Here is a 15,345-nt window from a genome sequence, read left to right as displayed (position 1 = left end):
ACTCGTCCCTGACAGCAACAATTGTCGGGGCAACCCCCGAAGGTGGGATTGACGACAGTGCTCGACGTCAACTTCTTCGACGAGCTGCGGATCGGCCTCGCCACCGCTGACGACATCCGTCAGTGGTCGCACGGTGAGGTCAAGAAGCCGGAGACCATCAACTACCGCACCCTCAAGCCCGAAAAGGACGGACTCTTCTGCGAGAAGATCTTCGGTCCGACGCGGGACTGGGAGTGCTACTGCGGTAAGTACAAGCGCGTCCGTTTCAAGGGCATCATCTGCGAGCGCTGCGGCGTCGAGGTCACTCGCGCCAAGGTGCGTCGTGAGCGGATGGGCCACATCGAACTGGCCGCTCCCGTGACCCACATCTGGTACTTCAAGGGCGTTCCGAGCCGGCTGGGCTACCTGCTGGACCTCGCGCCGAAGGACCTTGAGAAGGTCATCTACTTCGCCGCCTACATGATCACCTGGGTGGACGAGGAGCGCCGTACGCGCGACCTGCCCTCGCTGGAGGCGCACGTCTCCGTCGAGCGTCAGCAGATCGAGCAGCGCCGCGACTCCGACCTGGAGGCCCGCGCCAAGAAGCTCGAGACCGACCTGGCCGAGCTGGAGGCCGAGGGCGCCAAGGCCGATGTGCGCCGCAAGGTGCGCGAGGGCGCCGAGCGTGAGATGAAGCAGCTGCGCGACCGCGCGCAGCGCGAGATCGACCGTCTCGACGAGGTCTGGAACCGCTTCAAGAACCTCAAGGTCCAGGACCTGGAGGGCGACGAGCTGCTCTACCGCGAGCTGCGTGACCGCTTCGGCACGTACTTCGACGGTTCCATGGGCGCCGCCTCGCTGCAGAAGCGCCTGGAGACCTTCGACCTCGATGAGGAGGCCGAGCGCCTCCGCGAGATCATCCGTACCGGCAAGGGCCAGAAGAAGACCCGTGCGCTCAAGCGCCTCAAGGTCGTCTCCGCGTTCCTGCAGACCCGTAACAGCCCCAAGGGCATGGTGCTGGACTGCATCCCGGTCATCCCGCCGGACCTGCGTCCGATGGTGCAGCTGGACGGTGGCCGCTTCGCGACCTCCGACCTCAACGACCTGTACCGCCGCGTGATCAACCGCAACAACCGCCTGAAGCGGCTTCTCGACCTCGGCGCGCCCGAGATCATCGTGAACAACGAGAAGCGCATGCTCCAGGAGGCCGTCGACGCGCTCTTCGACAACGGCCGTCGTGGCCGCCCGGTGACGGGCCCCGGCAACCGTCCGCTGAAGTCGCTGTCCGACATGCTCAAGGGCAAGCAGGGCCGCTTCCGTCAGAACCTGCTCGGTAAGCGGGTCGACTACTCGGCGCGTTCCGTCATCGTCGTCGGCCCGCAGCTCAAGCTGCACCAGTGCGGTCTGCCGAAGGCCATGGCGCTGGAGCTCTTCAAGCCGTTCGTGATGAAGCGCCTGGTCGACCTGAACCACGCGCAGAACATCAAGTCGGCGAAGCGGATGGTCGAGCGCGGCCGCACGGTCGTGTACGACGTCCTCGAAGAGGTCATCGCCGAGCACCCGGTGCTGCTGAACCGTGCGCCCACCCTGCACCGCCTCGGCATCCAGGCATTCGAGCCGCAGCTGGTCGAGGGCAAGGCCATTCAGATTCACCCGCTCGTCTGCACCGCGTTCAACGCGGACTTCGACGGTGACCAGATGGCCGTCCACCTGCCGCTCTCCGCGGAGGCGCAGGCCGAGGCCCGCATCCTGATGCTGTCCTCGAACAACATCCTCAAGCCGGCCGACGGCCGTCCGGTCACCATGCCGACCCAGGACATGGTGCTGGGCCTGTTCTTCCTCACCACCGACGAGGAGGAGCGCAAGGTCATCGGCGAGGGCCGTGCGTTCGGTTCGGTCGCCGAGGCGATCATGGCGTTCGACGCCAAGGGGCTGTCGCTCCAGGCGAAGGTCGACATCCGCTTCCCGATCGGCACGGTTCCGCCCCGCGGCTGGACCCCGCCGGCGCCCGAGGAGGGTGAGCCGGAGTGGCAGCAGGGTGACTCGTTCCGTCTGCGGACGACCCTGGGCCGCGCGCTCTTCAACGAGCTGCTGCCCGAGGACTACCCGTTCGTCGACTACTCGGTGGGCAAGAAGCAGCTCTCCGCGATCGTCAACGACCTCGCCGAGCGCTACCCCAAGGTCATCGTGGCGGCGACGCTCGACAACCTGAAGGCGGCCGGTTTCCACTGGGCGACCCGTTCCGGCGTCACCGTCGCCGTCTCGGACATCGTCGTCCCGGAGGCCAAGAAGGCCATCGTCGCGGGCTACGAGGCCCAGGACGAGAAGGTCCAGAAGCAGTACGAGCGCGGTCTGATCACCAAGGACGAGCGCACTCAGGAACTGATCAACATCTGGACCAAGGCGACCAACGAGGTCGCCGAGGCGATGAACGAGAACTTCCCCAAGACGAACCCCATCTTCATGATGGTTGACTCGGGTGCCCGAGGAAACATGATGCAGATGCGGCAGATCGCCGGTATGCGTGGTCTGGTGTCGAACGCGAAGAACGAGACCATCCCGCGTCCGATCAAGGCGTCGTTCCGCGAGGGTCTGTCCGTGCTGGAGTACTTCATCTCCACGCACGGTGCCCGTAAGGGGCTGGCGGACACCGCCCTGCGTACCGCCGACTCGGGTTACCTGACCCGTCGTCTGGTGGACGTCTCGCAGGACGTGATCATCCGCGAGGAGGACTGCGGCACCGAGCGCGGCCTCAAGCTGAAGATCGCGACCCGCGGCGCCGACGGCAGCCTGCGCAAGACGGACGACGTCGAGTCGAGCGTCTACGCCCGGATGCTGGCCGAGGACGTCGTCGTCGACGGCAAGGTCGTCGCCCCGGCCAACGTCGACCTCGGTGACGTGCTCATCGACGCCCTGGTCAACGCGGGCGTCGAGGAGGTCAAGACCCGCTCGGTCCTGACCTGCGAGTCCGCGGTCGGCACCTGTGCCTTCTGCTACGGCCGTTCGCTGGCCACCGGCAAGCTGGTCGACATCGGTGAGGCGGTCGGCATCATCGCCGCCCAGTCCATCGGTGAGCCCGGCACCCAGCTGACGATGCGTACCTTCCACACCGGTGGTGTGGCCGGTGACGACATCACCCTGGGTCTGCCGCGTGTCGTCGAGCTCTTCGAGGCCCGTACGCCCAAGGGTGTCGCCCCGATCTCGGAGGCGGCCGGCCGTGTCCGGATCGAGGAGACCGAGAAGACCAAGAAGGTTGTCGTCACTCCCGACGACGGCAGCGAAGAGACGGCGTACGGCGTCTCCAAGCGCGCCCGTCTGCTGGTGGGCGAGGGTGACCACGTCGAGGTCGGCCAGGCGCTCACCCTGGGTGCCATCAACCCGCACGACGTGCTGCGGATCCTCGGTCAGCGTGCCGTCCAGGTCCACCTCGTCGGCGAGGTCCAGAAGGTCTACAACAGCCAGGGCGTGGCGATCCACGACAAGCACATCGAGATCATCATCCGGCAGATGCTGCGCCGCGTGACGATCATCGAGTCCGGCGACGCGGAGCTGCTGCCGGGCGAGCTGGTGGAGCGCTCGAAGTTCGAGGGCGAGAACCGTCGCGTCGTGGCGGAGGGTGGCCACCCGGCCTCCGGCCGTCCGCAGCTGATGGGTATCACCAAGGCTTCGCTGGCGACGGAGTCCTGGCTGTCGGCCGCCTCCTTCCAGGAGACGACCCGGGTGCTGACGGACGCGGCGATCAACGCCAAGTCCGACAGCCTCATCGGCCTCAAGGAGAACGTCATCATCGGTAAGCTCATCCCGGCCGGTACGGGTCTGTCCCGCTACCGCAACATCCGGGTGGAGCCCACCGAGGAGGCCAAGGCCGCGATGTACTCGGCCGTCGGTTACGACGACATCGACTACTCGCCGTTCGGCACCGGCTCCGGCCAGGCGGTCCCGCTGGAGGACTACGACTACGGTCCGTACAACCAGTAAGGGTCCGGTTCGTACGACGTCGACAGGGCGGTCATCCCGTAAGGGGTGGCCGCCCTGCGGCGTTGTTGACGCAGGCGCCGCCGGTCGGGGAACTTGCGCTCCCATTGCTGCGTCTGTGATGAGAAGATGGGGATCAACTGTCGAGCGGGGGAGGATCGCGCATGGCATTCCAGCCCTGGCAGGGTGGGCAACCCGCTCAGCCGCATCAGGCACCGGCGATGCGTGCCTCGCACGCCGACCGTGAGCGTACGGTCGACGTGCTGAAGGCAGGGTTCGCCGAGGGGCGGCTCGAGCAGAGGGAGTACGAGCAGCGGATCGGCCGGGCCTATCAGGCGCAGACGCATGCGGAGCTGCAGATGCTGGTGGCGGATCTGCCGTCGGGCCCGGTGCCGCAGTCGCAGTTCGAACCGCGTCCGGTCCCGGCGACGTTCATGCCGGTCGCGCCGATGCCCGCGCCGCAGCACACCAACAGCTCCGCCACCGCCGCGCTGGTCTGCGGCCTCCTGACACCGGTGACGTGGGGGATGACCGCGATCCCCGCGGTGATCCTCGGCCACAAGGCGCGCGCGGAGATGCGCCGCACCGGTGAGCGCGGTGAGGGCCAGGCGCTGACCGGGGTTGTTCTGGGCTGGCTCGGTATCGGCGGCTGGGCGCTGTTCATCCTCCTCATGATGGTCGCGTTGGTCAGCCGCGGCTGATCTGGCGGTGCGCGCCGGGCGGGCCGTCCAGGTGACGGGCGGGTGACATGCGTTCGGCCGTCCGGGTGACGGTCCGTGAGCACTCCGTCCGGTTGCGCCCGGCGTGTCGGCCGCGGGGCATTTGTTTTGACCGGAGTCGGTGAGGTAGGTACGCTCAGACCTTGTGCCTGGGGTGTGCCCTGGCTGCCATGCGTGTCTTCAACCGTATGGGGAGCCACTACCGGCCGCGCCGCAATCTGCGCCCGTTTTCCGCCTCGCGGAGAGTGTTGCAGTGTTCGACACACCCGACCTCGTGGGTCGGTGTGTGTTCCAGGTTAGCTTTACCGTGATCGGCACACAGAAACCGGAGAAGTAGTGCCTACGATCCAGCAGCTGGTCCGTAAGGGCCGGCAGGACAAGGTCGAGAAGAACAAGACGCCCGCACTTGAGGGTTCGCCCCAGCGCCGTGGCGTCTGCACGCGTGTGTTCACGACCACCCCGAAGAAGCCGAACTCGGCCCTGCGTAAGGTCGCGCGTGTGCGTCTGACCAGCGGGATCGAGGTCACCGCTTACATTCCGGGTGAGGGCCACAACCTGCAGGAGCACTCGATCGTGCTCGTGCGTGGCGGCCGTGTGAAGGACCTGCCGGGTGTTCGGTACAAGATCATCCGCGGCTCCCTCGACACGCAGGGCGTCAAGAACCGCAAGCAGGCTCGCAGCCGCTACGGCGCCAAGAAGGAGAAGTAAGAATGCCTCGTAAGGGCCCCGCCCCGAAGCGCCCGGTCATCATCGACCCGGTCTACGGCTCTCCTCTGGTGACCTCCCTCATCAACAAGGTTCTGCTGAACGGCAAGCGCTCCACCGCTGAGCGCATCGTTTACGGTGCCATGGAGGGTCTGCGCGAGAAGACCGGTAACGACCCGGTCATCACGCTCAAGCGCGCGCTCGAGAACATCAAGCCGACCCTTGAGGTCAAGTCCCGCCGTGTCGGTGGCGCGACCTACCAGGTCCCGGTCGAGGTCAAGCCCGGCCGCGCCGCCACCCTCTCGCTCCGCTGGCTCGTGGGCTACTCCCGCGCCCGTCGCGAGAAGACCATGACCGAGCGCCTCATGAACGAACTGCTCGACGCCTCCAACGGCCTCGGCGCTTCGGTCAAGAAGCGTGAGGACACGCACAAGATGGCCGAGTCCAACAAGGCCTTCGCGCACTACCGCTGGTAGTCGCAACCCCCATCGAGACCGAGAGAAGATTGAGCCGATATGGCTACCACTTCGCTTGACCTGGCCAAGGTCCGCAACATCGGGATCATGGCCCACATCGACGCGGGCAAGACGACCACCACCGAGCGGATCCTGTTCTACACCGGTGTCTCGTACAAGATCGGTGAAGTCCACGACGGCGCTGCCACGATGGACTGGATGGAGCAGGAGCAGGAGCGCGGCATCACCATCACGTCCGCCGCGACGACCTGCCACTGGCCGCTGGAGGACGTCGACCACACGATCAACATCATCGACACCCCGGGGCACGTCGACTTCACCGTTGAGGTGGAGCGCTCCCTGCGCGTGCTCGACGGTGCCGTGACCGTGTTCGACGGCGTTGCCGGTGTCGAGCCCCAGTCCGAGACTGTCTGGCGTCAGGCGGACCGCTACGGCGTTCCGCGTATCTGCTTCGTCAACAAGCTCGACCGCACCGGCGCCGACTTCCTGCGCTGCGTCGACATGATCGTGGACCGCCTGGGCGCGGTGCCGATCGTGATGCAGCTGCCGATCGGTGCCGAGGCGGACTTCGAGGGCGTCATCGACCTGGTCCGCATGAAGGCCCTGGTCTACTCCGCCGAGGCGGCCAAGGGCGAGATGTACGACGTCCTCGACATCCCGGCCGACAAGGTCGAGCTCGCCGAGGAGTACCGCGGCAAGCTGATCGAGGCCGTCGCCGAGAACGACGAAGAGATCATGGAGCTGTACCTGGAGGGCGAGGAGCCCACCGAGGAGCAGCTGTACGCCGCGGTCCGTCGTATCACGATCGCCGCCGGCAAGGCCGAGAGCACCACCGTCACCCCGGTGTTCTGCGGTACCGCGTTCAAGAACAAGGGCGTGCAGCCCCTGCTCGACGCCGTGGTCCGTTACCTGCCGTCGCCGCTCGACGTCGAGGCCATCGAGGGCCACGCGGTCAACGACCCCGAGCAGGTCGTCATCCGCAAGCCCTCCGAGGACGAGCCGCTCGCGGCGCTGGCGTTCAAGATCGCCAGCGACCCGCACCTGGGCAAGCTCACCTTCATCCGTGTGTACTCGGGCCGCCTTGAGGCCGGCTCGCAGGTGCAGAACTCGGTGAAGGGCAAGAAGGAACGCATCGGCAAGATCTACCGGATGCACGCGAACAAGCGTGAGGAGATCGAGTCGGTGGGTGCCGGTGACATCGTCGCCGTCATGGGTCTGAAGCAGACCACCACCGGTGAGACCCTCTGCGACGCGGGCAACCCCGTGATCCTGGAGTCGATGGAGTTCCCGGCCCCGGTCATCCAGGTCGCCATTGAGCCCAAGTCCAAGGGCGACCAGGAGAAGCTGGGTGTCGCCATCCAGCGTCTCGCGGAGGAAGACCCCTCGTTCCAGGTGCACACCGACGAGGAGACCGGCCAGACCATCATCGCGGGTATGGGCGAGCTGCACCTCGACGTGCTGGTCGACCGTATGAAGCGTGAGTTCCGCGTCGAGGCCAACGTCGGTAAGCCGCAGGTCGCGTACCGCGAGACGCTGCGCAAGCCGGTGGAGCGTCTGGACTACACGCACAAGAAGCAGACCGGTGGTTCCGGTCAGTTCGCGAAGGTCCAGATCGCCATCGCGCCGCTTGAGGGCGACGGGTACGAGTTCGAGAACAAGGTCACCGGTGGCCGTATCCCGCGGGAGTACATCCCGTCCGTGGACGCGGGCTGCCAGGAGGCCATGGAGTTCGGCGTGCTCGCCGGCTACCCGCTGACCGGCGTCAAGGTCACCCTTCTCGACGGTGCCTACCACGAGGTCGACTCCTCCGAGATGGCCTTCAAGATCGCCGGTTCGATGGCCTTCAAGGAGGCCGCCCGCAAGGCCAGCCCGGCCCTGCTGGAGCCGATGATGAAGGTCGAGGTGACGACGCCCGAGGACTACATGGGTGACGTCATCGGCGACATCAACTCCCGTCGCGGTCAGATCCAGTCCATGGAGGACCGCCACGGCGCCAAGCTCGTCACGGGCCTGGTTCCGCTGTCGGAGATGTTCGGCTACGTCGGCGACCTCCGCAGCAAGACCTCGGGTCGCGCAAGCTACTCGATGCAGTTCGACTCCTACGCCGAGGTTCCCCGGAACGTCGCCGAGGAGATCATCGCGAAGGCCAAGGGCGAGTAGCTCCGCCAGCCGGAACACGCTTTAGGCTTGACACCGTCCGCCGGGGCAAACCCCGCAATCCGTGAGGATTGCCCCGGTGGCCGGCATCCCAGCAAAGATCACCTGGCGCCGATGAGTAAGGCGTACAGAACCACTTCAGGAGGACCCAGTGGCGAAGGCGAAGTTCGAGCGGACTAAGCCGCACGTCAACATCGGCACCATCGGTCACATTGACCACGGTAAGACGACCCTCACGGCCGCCATTACCAAGGTGCTGCACGACGAGTACCCCGACCTGAACGAGGCTTCGGCCTTCGACCAGATCGACAAGGCTCCCGAGGAGCGTCAGCGCGGTATCACGATCTCCATCGCGCACGTCGAGTACCAGACGGAGAACCGTCACTACGCCCACGTTGACTGCCCCGGTCACGCGGACTACATCAAGAACATGATCACCGGTGCCGCCCAGATGGACGGCGCGATCCTCGTGGTCGCCGCGACCGATGGTCCGATGCCGCAGACCAAGGAGCACGTGCTCCTGGCCCGCCAGGTCGGCGTTCCCTACATCGTTGTCGCCCTGAACAAGGCCGACATGGTGGACGACGAGGAGATCCTGGAGCTCGTCGAGCTCGAGGTCCGTGAGCTCCTCTCCGAGTACGAGTTCCCGGGCGACGACGTCCCGGTCGTCAAGGTCTCGGCGCTGAAGGCGCTCGAGGGCGACCCCGAGTGGGCCAAGTCCGTCGTGGACCTGATGAAGGCCGTCGACGAGGCGATCCCGCAGCCCGAGCGCGACGTCGACAAGCCGTTCCTGATGCCGATCGAGGACGTCTTCACGATCACCGGCCGTGGCACCGTTGTCACCGGTCGTATCGAGCGTGGTGTCCTCAAGGTCAACGAGACCGTCGACATCATCGGCATCAAGCAGGACAAGACCACCACCACGGTCACCGGCATCGAGATGTTCCGGAAGCTCCTCGACGAGGGCCAGGCCGGTGAGAACGTCGGTCTGCTCCTCCGTGGCATCAAGCGCGAGGACGTCGAGCGCGGCCAGGTCATCATCAAGCCGGGCTCGGTCACGCCGCACACCTCCTTCGAGGCGCAGGCGTACATCCTGTCGAAGGACGAGGGTGGCCGCCACACCCCGTTCTTCAACAACTACCGCCCGCAGTTCTACTTCCGTACCACGGACGTGACCGGCGTCGTGACCCTCCCCGAGGGCACCGAGATGGTCATGCCGGGCGACAACACCGAGATGAGCGTCGAGCTCATCCAGCCCGTCGCCATGGAGGAGGGCCTGAAGTTCGCCATCCGTGAGGGTGGCCGGACCGTCGGCGCCGGCCAGGTCACCAAGATCAACAAGTAAGTGTTGATCGGGGTAACCCGGTAGCTCCCTGCGAGCATTCGAGCCTCGGCTCACGGAAGCGCCCGTACGGCTTCGGCCGTGCGGGCGTTTTCCGCTGCCCGGAATCGGGCCGGACGGCGTGTTCCGGAGGTGCCACCGGGGCTGGATGGCGTGCCCGGCGGCGCGGTGGCAGGTGTAAGTGATCGTCGGGTGGGATAGCCTCTAAGGCTCGATTGGCCTCGGCCCTGAGCCGTGTGGCACACTGTCCAGGTTGCTCGGTTGAGTGCCGATGTTGCGCGCCTCCCGCCGGGGGGACCGGAAGCGAGTCCTAGGTATTCGTCGCCTCTTATCAGGGGCGGAAGTACGGGAATCTTCCGGGAAGCGTCAGCGGGGTGCCTCAGCCAGGCGCTCGGTGGGTGTTCCGCCCCCACGTCTCCTTCTCGAAGGATTTCCGTACGGAAATTTCTCCGGTAGGAGTGCGACACGCCCGACCGCGTGGGTCGGAGGCGGGACGCGTACGCACCGAGTCCCAGAGCGTTACGAGAGACAGGACTACGAAGTAGCCATGGCGGGACAGAAGATCCGCATCCGGCTCAAGGCCTACGACCACGAGGTCATCGACAGCTCGGCGAAGAAGATCGTCGAGACGGTGACCCGCACTGGTGCGTCGGTCGCGGGCCCGGTGCCGCTGCCCACTGAGAAGAACGTGTACTGCGTCATCAAGTCGCCGCACAAGTACAAGGACTCGCGCGAGCACTTCGAGATGCGCACGCACAAGCGCCTGATCGACATCCTCGACCCGACGCCCAAGACCGTTGACTCGCTGATGCGCCTGGACCTTCCGGCCGGCGTTGACATCGAGATCAAGCTCTGAGAGGCGCGGAAGAGATGGCTAAGCAGATCAAGGGCATCCTGGGCGAGAAGCTCGGCATGACCCAGGTCTGGGACGACAACAACCGTGTCGTTCCGGTGACCGTGGTGAAGGCCGGCCCCTGTGTCGTTACCCAGGTGCGCACCAATGACCAGGACGGCTACGACTCCGTCCAGATCGCCTTCGGCGAGATCGACCCGCGCAAGGTGAACAAGCCCCTCAAGGGCCACTTCGCGAAGGCCGACGTCACCCCCCGCCGCCACCTCGTCGAGGTCCGTACCACCGACGCCGGTGAGTACACCCTCGGCCAGGAGCTGACCGCTGAGACCTTCGAGTCCGGCGTCAGGGTGGACGTGACCGGCAAGAGCAAGGGCAAGGGCTTCGCCGGCGTCATGAAGCGTCACGGCTTCCACGGCGGCAAGGCTTCCCACGGTGCCCACCGCGTGCACCGTAAGCCGGGCTCCATCGGTGGCTGCGCCACCCCGGGCCGCGTGTTCAAGGGCATGCGGATGGCCGGTCGTATGGGCAACGAGCGGGTCACCACCCAGAACCTGACCGTCCATGCCGTTGACGCGGAGAAGGGTCTGCTGCTCATCAAGGGCGCAGTTCCTGGTCCGAACGGCGGCCTCGTCCTGGTCCGTACCGCGGCCAAGGGGGCCTGAGGTAACCGATGAGCACCATTGACATCCTTTCGCCGGCAGGTGACAAGGCCGGGACCGTCGAGCTCCCCGCGGAGATCTTCGACGCGAAGGTCAGCATTCCGCTGATCCACCAGGTCGTTGTCGCACAGCTGGCCGCTGCCCGTCAGGGCACGCACAAGACCAAGACCCGTGGCGAGGTCCGCGGCGGTGGCAAGAAGCCGTACCGCCAGAAGGGCACCGGCCGCGCGCGCCAGGGTTCGACCCGTGCGCCGCAGTTCGCCGGCGGTGGCGTCGTCCACGGCCCGCAGCCGCGTGACTACTCGCAGCGGACGCCCAAGAAGATGAAGGCCGCCGCCCTGCGCGGTGCCCTCTCCGACCGGGCGCGCAACAGCCGTATCCACGTCGTCTCCGGCGTGGTCGACGGCGCGATCTCCACCAAGGCCGCCAAGGGGCTCCTCGGCAAGGTCAGCGAGCGGAAGAACCTGCTCCTGATCGTCGAGCGCTCCGACGAGGCCGCGTGGCTGTCCGCCCGCAACCTGCCCCAGGTGCACATCCTGGAGCCGGGCCAGCTGAACACGTACGACGTGCTCGTCTCCGACGACGTGGTCTTCACCACGGCCGCTCTGGAGTCCTTCGTGTCCGGCCGGAACGCTGAGACCGAAGGGAGCGACGCCTGATGACTGCGACTGCAGGGCTGGCCGCCGTTACCAGCAAGACCTTCTCGGACCCGCGTGACATTCTCGTCAAGCCGGTCGTCTCCGAGAAGAGCTATGCGCTGCTGGACGAGAACAAGTACACGTTCATCGTCGACCCGCGCGCCAACAAGACCCAGATCAAGCAGGCCGTCGAGGCGGTCTTCTCGGTCAAGGTCACTGGGGTCAACACGATCAACCGGCAGGGTAAGCGCAAGCGCACCAAGACCGGTTTCGGCAAGCGCGCTGACACCAAGCGCGCCATCGTGACCCTCTCCGAGGGCGACCGTATCGACATCTTCGGCGGTCCGACCGCCTAAGGGCGGTCTGGATCGTCCGGAATCGGACGAGGACTGAGAAATGGGTATCCGCAAGTACAAGCCGACGACCCCGGGCCGTCGTGGCTCCAGCGTCGCCGACTTTGTCGAGATCACGCGGTCCACGCCGGAGAAGTCGCTGGTCCGCCCGCTGCACAGCAAGGGCGGCCGTAACAACGCCGGTCGTGTGACCGTTCGCCACCAGGGCGGTGGCCACAAGCGCGCCTACCGAGTGATCGACTTCCGTCGTCACGACAAGGACGGCGTGCCGGCCAAGGTCGCGCACATCGAGTACGACCCCAACCGCACCGCGCGCATCGCGCTGCTGCACTACGCAGACGGCGAGAAGCGCTACATCATCGCGCCCCGTGGCCTGTCGCAGGGTGACCGGATTGAGAACGGCCCCGGCGCCGACATCAAGCCCGGTAACAACCTGCCGCTGCGCCACATCCCCGTGGGTACGACGATCCACGCGATCGAGCTGCGTCCGGGCGGCGGTGCGAAGTTCGCCCGCTCGGCCGGTGCCTCCGTGCAGCTGCTGGCGCGGGAGGGCTCCATGGCCCACCTGCGTATGCCGTCCGGTGAGATCCGCCTGGTCGACGTCCGCTGCCGCGCCACTGTTGGCGAGGTCGGCAACGCCGAGCAGTCGAACATCAACTGGGGCAAGGCCGGCCGTATGCGCTGGAAGGGCGTCCGCCCGACCGTGCGTGGTGTCGTGATGAACCCCGTCGACCACCCGCACGGTGGTGGTGAGGGCAAGACCTCCGGTGGTCGCCACCCGGTCTCGCCGTGGGGTCAGAAGGAGGGTCGTACGCGTTCGCCGAAGAAGGCTTCGAACAAGTACATCGTCCGCCGCCGCAAGACGAACAAGAAGCGCTAGGAGCGGGTTTAGATGCCGCGCAGTCTCAAGAAGGGGCCCTTCGTCGACGACCACCTTTCCAAGAAGGTGGATGTCCAGAACGAAGCCGGCACCAAGAACGTCATCAAGACCTGGTCCCGCCGCTCCATGATCGTCCCGGCCATGCTCGGCCACACGATCGCGGTGCACGACGGCCGCAAGCACATCCCGGTGTTCGTCACCGAGTCGATGGTTGGCCACAAGCTCGGCGAGTTTGCGCCGACCCGCACCTTCCGCGGCCACGAGAAGGACGACCGCAAGTCGCGGCGTCGTTGATCGGCGGAGTGCGAAGACTATGACTGACACCGAAGGGACAACCATGGAAGCCAGGGCCCAGGCGCGGTACATCCGCGTCACGCCCATGAAGGCCCGCCGCGTGGTGGACCTTATCCGTGGCATGGATGCCACGGAGGCTCAGGCGGTCCTGCGTTTCGCCCCGCAGGCCGCGAGCGTGCCCGTGGGCAAGGTGCTGGACAGCGCCATTGCCAACGCCGCGCACAACTACGACCACACCGACGCCGGCAGCCTCGTCATCACTGAGGCGTACGTCGACGAGGGCCCGACCCTGAAGCGGTTCCGTCCGCGTGCCCAGGGCCGCGCCTACCGGATCCGCAAGCGGACCAGCCACATCACCGTGGTCGTCAGCAGCAAGGAAGGAACCCGGTAATGGGCCAGAAGGTAAACCCGCACGGGTTCCGGCTCGGCATCACCACCGACTTCAAGTCGCGTTGGTACGCCGACAAGCTGTACAAGGACTACGTCAAGGAAGACGTCGCCATTCGTCGCATGATGACGAAGGGCATGGAGCGCGCCGGTATCTCCAAGGTGGAGATCGAGCGCACCCGTGAGCGCGTCCGCGTTGACATCCACACCGCTCGTCCGGGCATCGTCATCGGCCGCCGTGGCGCCGAGGCCGACCGCATCCGCGGCGAACTGGAGAAGCTGACCGGCAAGCAGGTCCAGCTGAACATCCTCGAGGTCAAGAACCCCGAGACCGATGCTCAGCTCGTGGCCCAGGCCGTCGCCGAGCAGCTGTCCTCCCGCGTCTCCTTCCGTCGCGCCATGCGTAAGAGCATGCAGTCGACGATGAAGGCCGGCGCCAAGGGCATCAAGATCCAGTGTGGTGGCCGTCTCGGCGGCGCCGAGATGTCCCGCTCGGAGTTCTACCGCGAGGGCCGTGTGCCCCTGCACACCCTCCGGGCCAACGTCGACTACGGCTTCTTCGAGGCCAAGACCACCTTCGGCCGCATCGGCGTGAAGGTCTGGATCTACAAGGGCGACGTCAAGAACATCGCCGAGGTTCGTGCGGACAACGCTGCCGCCCGTGCGGGTAACCGCCCGGCGCGTGGTGGCGGCAACGACCGCCCGCGCCGCGGTGGCGAGCGTGGCGGCCGCGGCCGCAAGCCGCAGCAGCAGAGCGCCGCTGCCGAGGCCCCCAAGGCCGAGGCCGCAGCCGCTGCTCCGGCTGAGAGCACCGGACAGGAGGCCTGACCGACATGCTGATCCCTCGCAGGGTCAAGCACCGTAAGCAGCACCACCCGAAGCGCAGTGGCATGGCCAAGGGTGGCACCGAGCTGGCCTTCGGTGAGTACGGCATCCAGGCCGTCACCCCGGCGTACGTGACGAACCGTCAGATCGAGTCGGCTCGTATCGCCATGACCCGTCACATCAAGCGTGGCGGCAAGGTCTGGATCAACATTTACCCGGACCGCCCGCTTACGAAGAAGCCGGCCGAGACCCGCATGGGTTCCGGTAAGGGTTCTCCGGAGTGGTGGGTCGCGAACGTCAAGCCCGGTCGGGTGATGTTCGAGCTGTCCTTCCCGAACGAAAAGGTTGCCAAGGAGGCGCTGACCCGCGCCGCCCACAAGCTTCCGATGAAGTGCCGCATTGTGCGGCGCGAGGCAGGTGAGTCGTGATGGCGGCCGGTATCAAGGCGACCGAGCTGCGCGAGCTGAACAGCGAGGACCTCGTTGCCAAGCTTCGTGAGGCCAAGGAGGAGCTGTTCAACCTCCGCTTCCAGGCGGCGACCGGACAGCTTGAGAACCACGGTCGGCTCAAGTCCGTCCGTAAGGACATCGCCCGGATCTACACCCTGATGCGTGAGCGTGAGCTGGGCATCGAGACGGTGGAGAGCGCCTGATGAGCGAGAAGAATGTGACTGAGACGAACGACCGCGGCTTCCGCAAGACCCGTGAGGGTCTCGTCGTCAGCGACAAGATGGACAAGACCGTCGTCGTCGCTGTCGAGGACCGCGTCAAGCACGCGCTGTACGGCAAGGTCATCCGCCGTACCAACAAGCTCAAGGCGCACGACGAGCAGAACGCCGCGGGTGTCGGCGACCGTGTCCTCCTCATGGAGACCCGGCCGCTGTCCTCCTCGAAGCGCTGGCGCATCGTCGAGATCCTCGAGAAGGCCAAGTAGGCAGTTCCCGTAAGGGAACTCCACGAAATACCGCCTGAGGGTTCCCCCTCAGGTCAGTTCCGCCAGGCTCGGCGGGGGGGGGGGGGGGGGCGGGGGGGGGGGGGGGGGGGGCCGGGGGGGCGCGGGGGGGTGGTCTGAGAGGGGGGGCTGGGGGGGGGGGGGGGCGCGGC

The 15,345-nt window shown here is 66.4% G+C and carries 17 protein-coding genes; all 17 read left to right on the top strand.

Annotated elements, in window-relative coordinates:
• Positions 1 to 57: 57 nt before the first annotated feature.
• On the top strand, positions 58 to 3,957 hold the full coding sequence (locus ACFWWQ_RS13665) for a DNA-directed RNA polymerase subunit beta' (protein ID WP_384595179.1): 3,900 nt from the start codon (positions 58 to 60) through the stop codon (positions 3,955 to 3,957).
• 218 nt (positions 3,958 to 4,175) lie between these two features.
• Positions 4,176 to 4,655, top strand: a complete 480-nt coding sequence (locus ACFWWQ_RS13660) for a DUF1707 and DUF4190 domain-containing protein (protein ID WP_384595176.1) — start codon at positions 4,176 to 4,178, stop codon at positions 4,653 to 4,655.
• 354 nt (positions 4,656 to 5,009) lie between these two features.
• The gene (rpsL, locus tag ACFWWQ_RS13655) at positions 5,010 to 5,381 is read left to right on the top strand and encodes a 30S ribosomal protein S12 (RefSeq protein WP_003948652.1); all 372 of its coding nucleotides are present in this window, start codon (positions 5,010 to 5,012) and stop codon (positions 5,379 to 5,381) included.
• A 2-nt stretch (positions 5,382 to 5,383) separates the two neighbouring features.
• The gene (gene rpsG, locus ACFWWQ_RS13650; RefSeq protein ID WP_004571813.1) at positions 5,384 to 5,854 is read left to right on the top strand and encodes a 30S ribosomal protein S7; all 471 of its coding nucleotides are present in this window, start codon (positions 5,384 to 5,386) and stop codon (positions 5,852 to 5,854) included.
• A gap of 39 nt (positions 5,855 to 5,893) precedes the next feature.
• A complete protein-coding gene (fusA, locus tag ACFWWQ_RS13645; protein ID WP_384595001.1) occupies positions 5,894 to 8,014 on the top strand; it encodes an elongation factor G in 2,121 nt (706 codons plus the stop codon).
• A gap of 148 nt (positions 8,015 to 8,162) precedes the next feature.
• Positions 8,163 to 9,356, top strand: a complete 1,194-nt coding sequence (gene tuf, locus ACFWWQ_RS13640) for an elongation factor Tu (protein WP_384594999.1) — start codon at positions 8,163 to 8,165, stop codon at positions 9,354 to 9,356.
• A gap of 544 nt (positions 9,357 to 9,900) precedes the next feature.
• A complete protein-coding gene (rpsJ, locus tag ACFWWQ_RS13635) occupies positions 9,901 to 10,209 on the top strand; it encodes a 30S ribosomal protein S10 (protein ID WP_003948644.1) in 309 nt (102 codons plus the stop codon).
• A gap of 14 nt (positions 10,210 to 10,223) precedes the next feature.
• The gene (gene rplC, locus ACFWWQ_RS13630) at positions 10,224 to 10,868 is read left to right on the top strand and encodes a 50S ribosomal protein L3 (RefSeq protein ID WP_384594996.1); all 645 of its coding nucleotides are present in this window, start codon (positions 10,224 to 10,226) and stop codon (positions 10,866 to 10,868) included.
• A gap of 8 nt (positions 10,869 to 10,876) precedes the next feature.
• Positions 10,877 to 11,524: a 50S ribosomal protein L4 gene (gene rplD, locus ACFWWQ_RS13625; protein ID WP_384594993.1), complete on the top strand. Its 648-nt coding sequence runs from the start codon at positions 10,877 to 10,879 to the stop codon at positions 11,522 to 11,524.
• Positions 11,524 to 11,859 carry a 50S ribosomal protein L23 gene (gene rplW, locus ACFWWQ_RS13620; protein WP_384594990.1) on the top strand — a complete coding sequence of 112 codons (336 nt, stop codon included), beginning with the start codon at positions 11,524 to 11,526 and terminating at the stop codon, positions 11,857 to 11,859. Before rplD ends, rplW begins: the two co-directional genes overlap by 1 nt.
• 40 nt (positions 11,860 to 11,899) lie before the next feature.
• Positions 11,900 to 12,736, top strand: a complete 837-nt coding sequence (gene rplB, locus ACFWWQ_RS13615) for a 50S ribosomal protein L2 (protein WP_030283452.1) — start codon at positions 11,900 to 11,902, stop codon at positions 12,734 to 12,736.
• A 12-nt stretch (positions 12,737 to 12,748) separates the two neighbouring features.
• The gene (gene rpsS / locus ACFWWQ_RS13610; RefSeq protein WP_143940035.1) at positions 12,749 to 13,030 is read left to right on the top strand and encodes a 30S ribosomal protein S19; all 282 of its coding nucleotides are present in this window, start codon (positions 12,749 to 12,751) and stop codon (positions 13,028 to 13,030) included.
• A 43-nt stretch (positions 13,031 to 13,073) separates the two neighbouring features.
• Complete coding sequence (rplV, locus tag ACFWWQ_RS13605) at positions 13,074 to 13,421, top strand: 50S ribosomal protein L22 (RefSeq protein ID WP_052859704.1); 348 nt, start codon at positions 13,074 to 13,076, stop codon at positions 13,419 to 13,421.
• Positions 13,421 to 14,245 carry a 30S ribosomal protein S3 gene (gene rpsC / locus ACFWWQ_RS13600; RefSeq protein WP_384594986.1) on the top strand — a complete coding sequence of 275 codons (825 nt, stop codon included), beginning with the start codon at positions 13,421 to 13,423 and terminating at the stop codon, positions 14,243 to 14,245. The genes rplV and rpsC overlap by 1 nt, the downstream gene beginning before the upstream one ends.
• A 5-nt stretch (positions 14,246 to 14,250) precedes the next feature.
• Positions 14,251 to 14,670: a 50S ribosomal protein L16 gene (gene rplP / locus ACFWWQ_RS13595; protein ID WP_006604880.1), complete on the top strand. Its 420-nt coding sequence runs from the start codon at positions 14,251 to 14,253 to the stop codon at positions 14,668 to 14,670.
• Positions 14,670 to 14,894, top strand: a complete 225-nt coding sequence (gene rpmC, locus ACFWWQ_RS13590; protein ID WP_143940037.1) for a 50S ribosomal protein L29 — start codon at positions 14,670 to 14,672, stop codon at positions 14,892 to 14,894. The genes rplP and rpmC overlap by 1 nt, the downstream gene beginning before the upstream one ends.
• Positions 14,894 to 15,175 (top strand): 30S ribosomal protein S17, encoded by a 282-nt coding sequence (gene rpsQ / locus ACFWWQ_RS13585; protein WP_143940038.1) that lies wholly within the window; start codon positions 14,894 to 14,896, stop codon positions 15,173 to 15,175. The genes rpmC and rpsQ overlap by 1 nt, the downstream gene beginning before the upstream one ends.
• Positions 15,176 to 15,345: the final 170 nt, after the last annotated feature.

It is taken from the genome of Streptomyces sp. NPDC059080, assembly GCF_042739975.1.
GTDB lineage: Bacteria > Actinomycetota > Actinomycetes > Streptomycetales > Streptomycetaceae > Streptomyces > Streptomyces benahoarensis.
Note: the sequence above shows the minus strand (reverse complement) of the source record. Positions and strands in the feature narration are given on the sequence as shown.

Excerpts from the sequence above, each read along its gene's own strand:
- rpsG (WP_004571813.1), top strand. The coding sequence starts at position 5,384 with ATGCCTCGTAAGGGCCCCGCCCCGAAGCGCCCGGTCATCATCGACCCG.
- rplD (WP_384594993.1), top strand. The coding sequence starts at position 10,877 with ATGAGCACCATTGACATCCTTTCGCCGGCAGGTGACAAGGCCGGGACC.
- rpsS (WP_143940035.1), top strand. The coding sequence starts at position 12,749 with ATGCCGCGCAGTCTCAAGAAGGGGCCCTTCGTCGACGACCACCTTTCC.
- rplB (WP_030283452.1), top strand. The coding sequence starts at position 11,900 with ATGGGTATCCGCAAGTACAAGCCGACGACCCCGGGCCGTCGTGGCTCC.
- rplW (WP_384594990.1), top strand. The coding sequence starts at position 11,524 with ATGACTGCGACTGCAGGGCTGGCCGCCGTTACCAGCAAGACCTTCTCG.
- rpsJ (WP_003948644.1), top strand. The coding sequence starts at position 9,901 with ATGGCGGGACAGAAGATCCGCATCCGGCTCAAGGCCTACGACCACGAG.
- rplV (WP_052859704.1), top strand. The coding sequence starts at position 13,074 with ATGGAAGCCAGGGCCCAGGCGCGGTACATCCGCGTCACGCCCATGAAG.
- rpsQ (WP_143940038.1), top strand. The coding sequence starts at position 14,894 with ATGAGCGAGAAGAATGTGACTGAGACGAACGACCGCGGCTTCCGCAAG.
- fusA (WP_384595001.1), top strand. The coding sequence starts at position 5,894 with ATGGCTACCACTTCGCTTGACCTGGCCAAGGTCCGCAACATCGGGATC.
- rplP (WP_006604880.1), top strand. The coding sequence starts at position 14,251 with ATGCTGATCCCTCGCAGGGTCAAGCACCGTAAGCAGCACCACCCGAAG.
- rpsC (WP_384594986.1), top strand. The coding sequence starts at position 13,421 with ATGGGCCAGAAGGTAAACCCGCACGGGTTCCGGCTCGGCATCACCACC.
- ACFWWQ_RS13660 (WP_384595176.1), top strand. The coding sequence starts at position 4,176 with ATGCGTGCCTCGCACGCCGACCGTGAGCGTACGGTCGACGTGCTGAAG.
- rplC (WP_384594996.1), top strand. The coding sequence starts at position 10,224 with ATGGCTAAGCAGATCAAGGGCATCCTGGGCGAGAAGCTCGGCATGACC.
- rpmC (WP_143940037.1), top strand. The coding sequence starts at position 14,670 with ATGGCGGCCGGTATCAAGGCGACCGAGCTGCGCGAGCTGAACAGCGAG.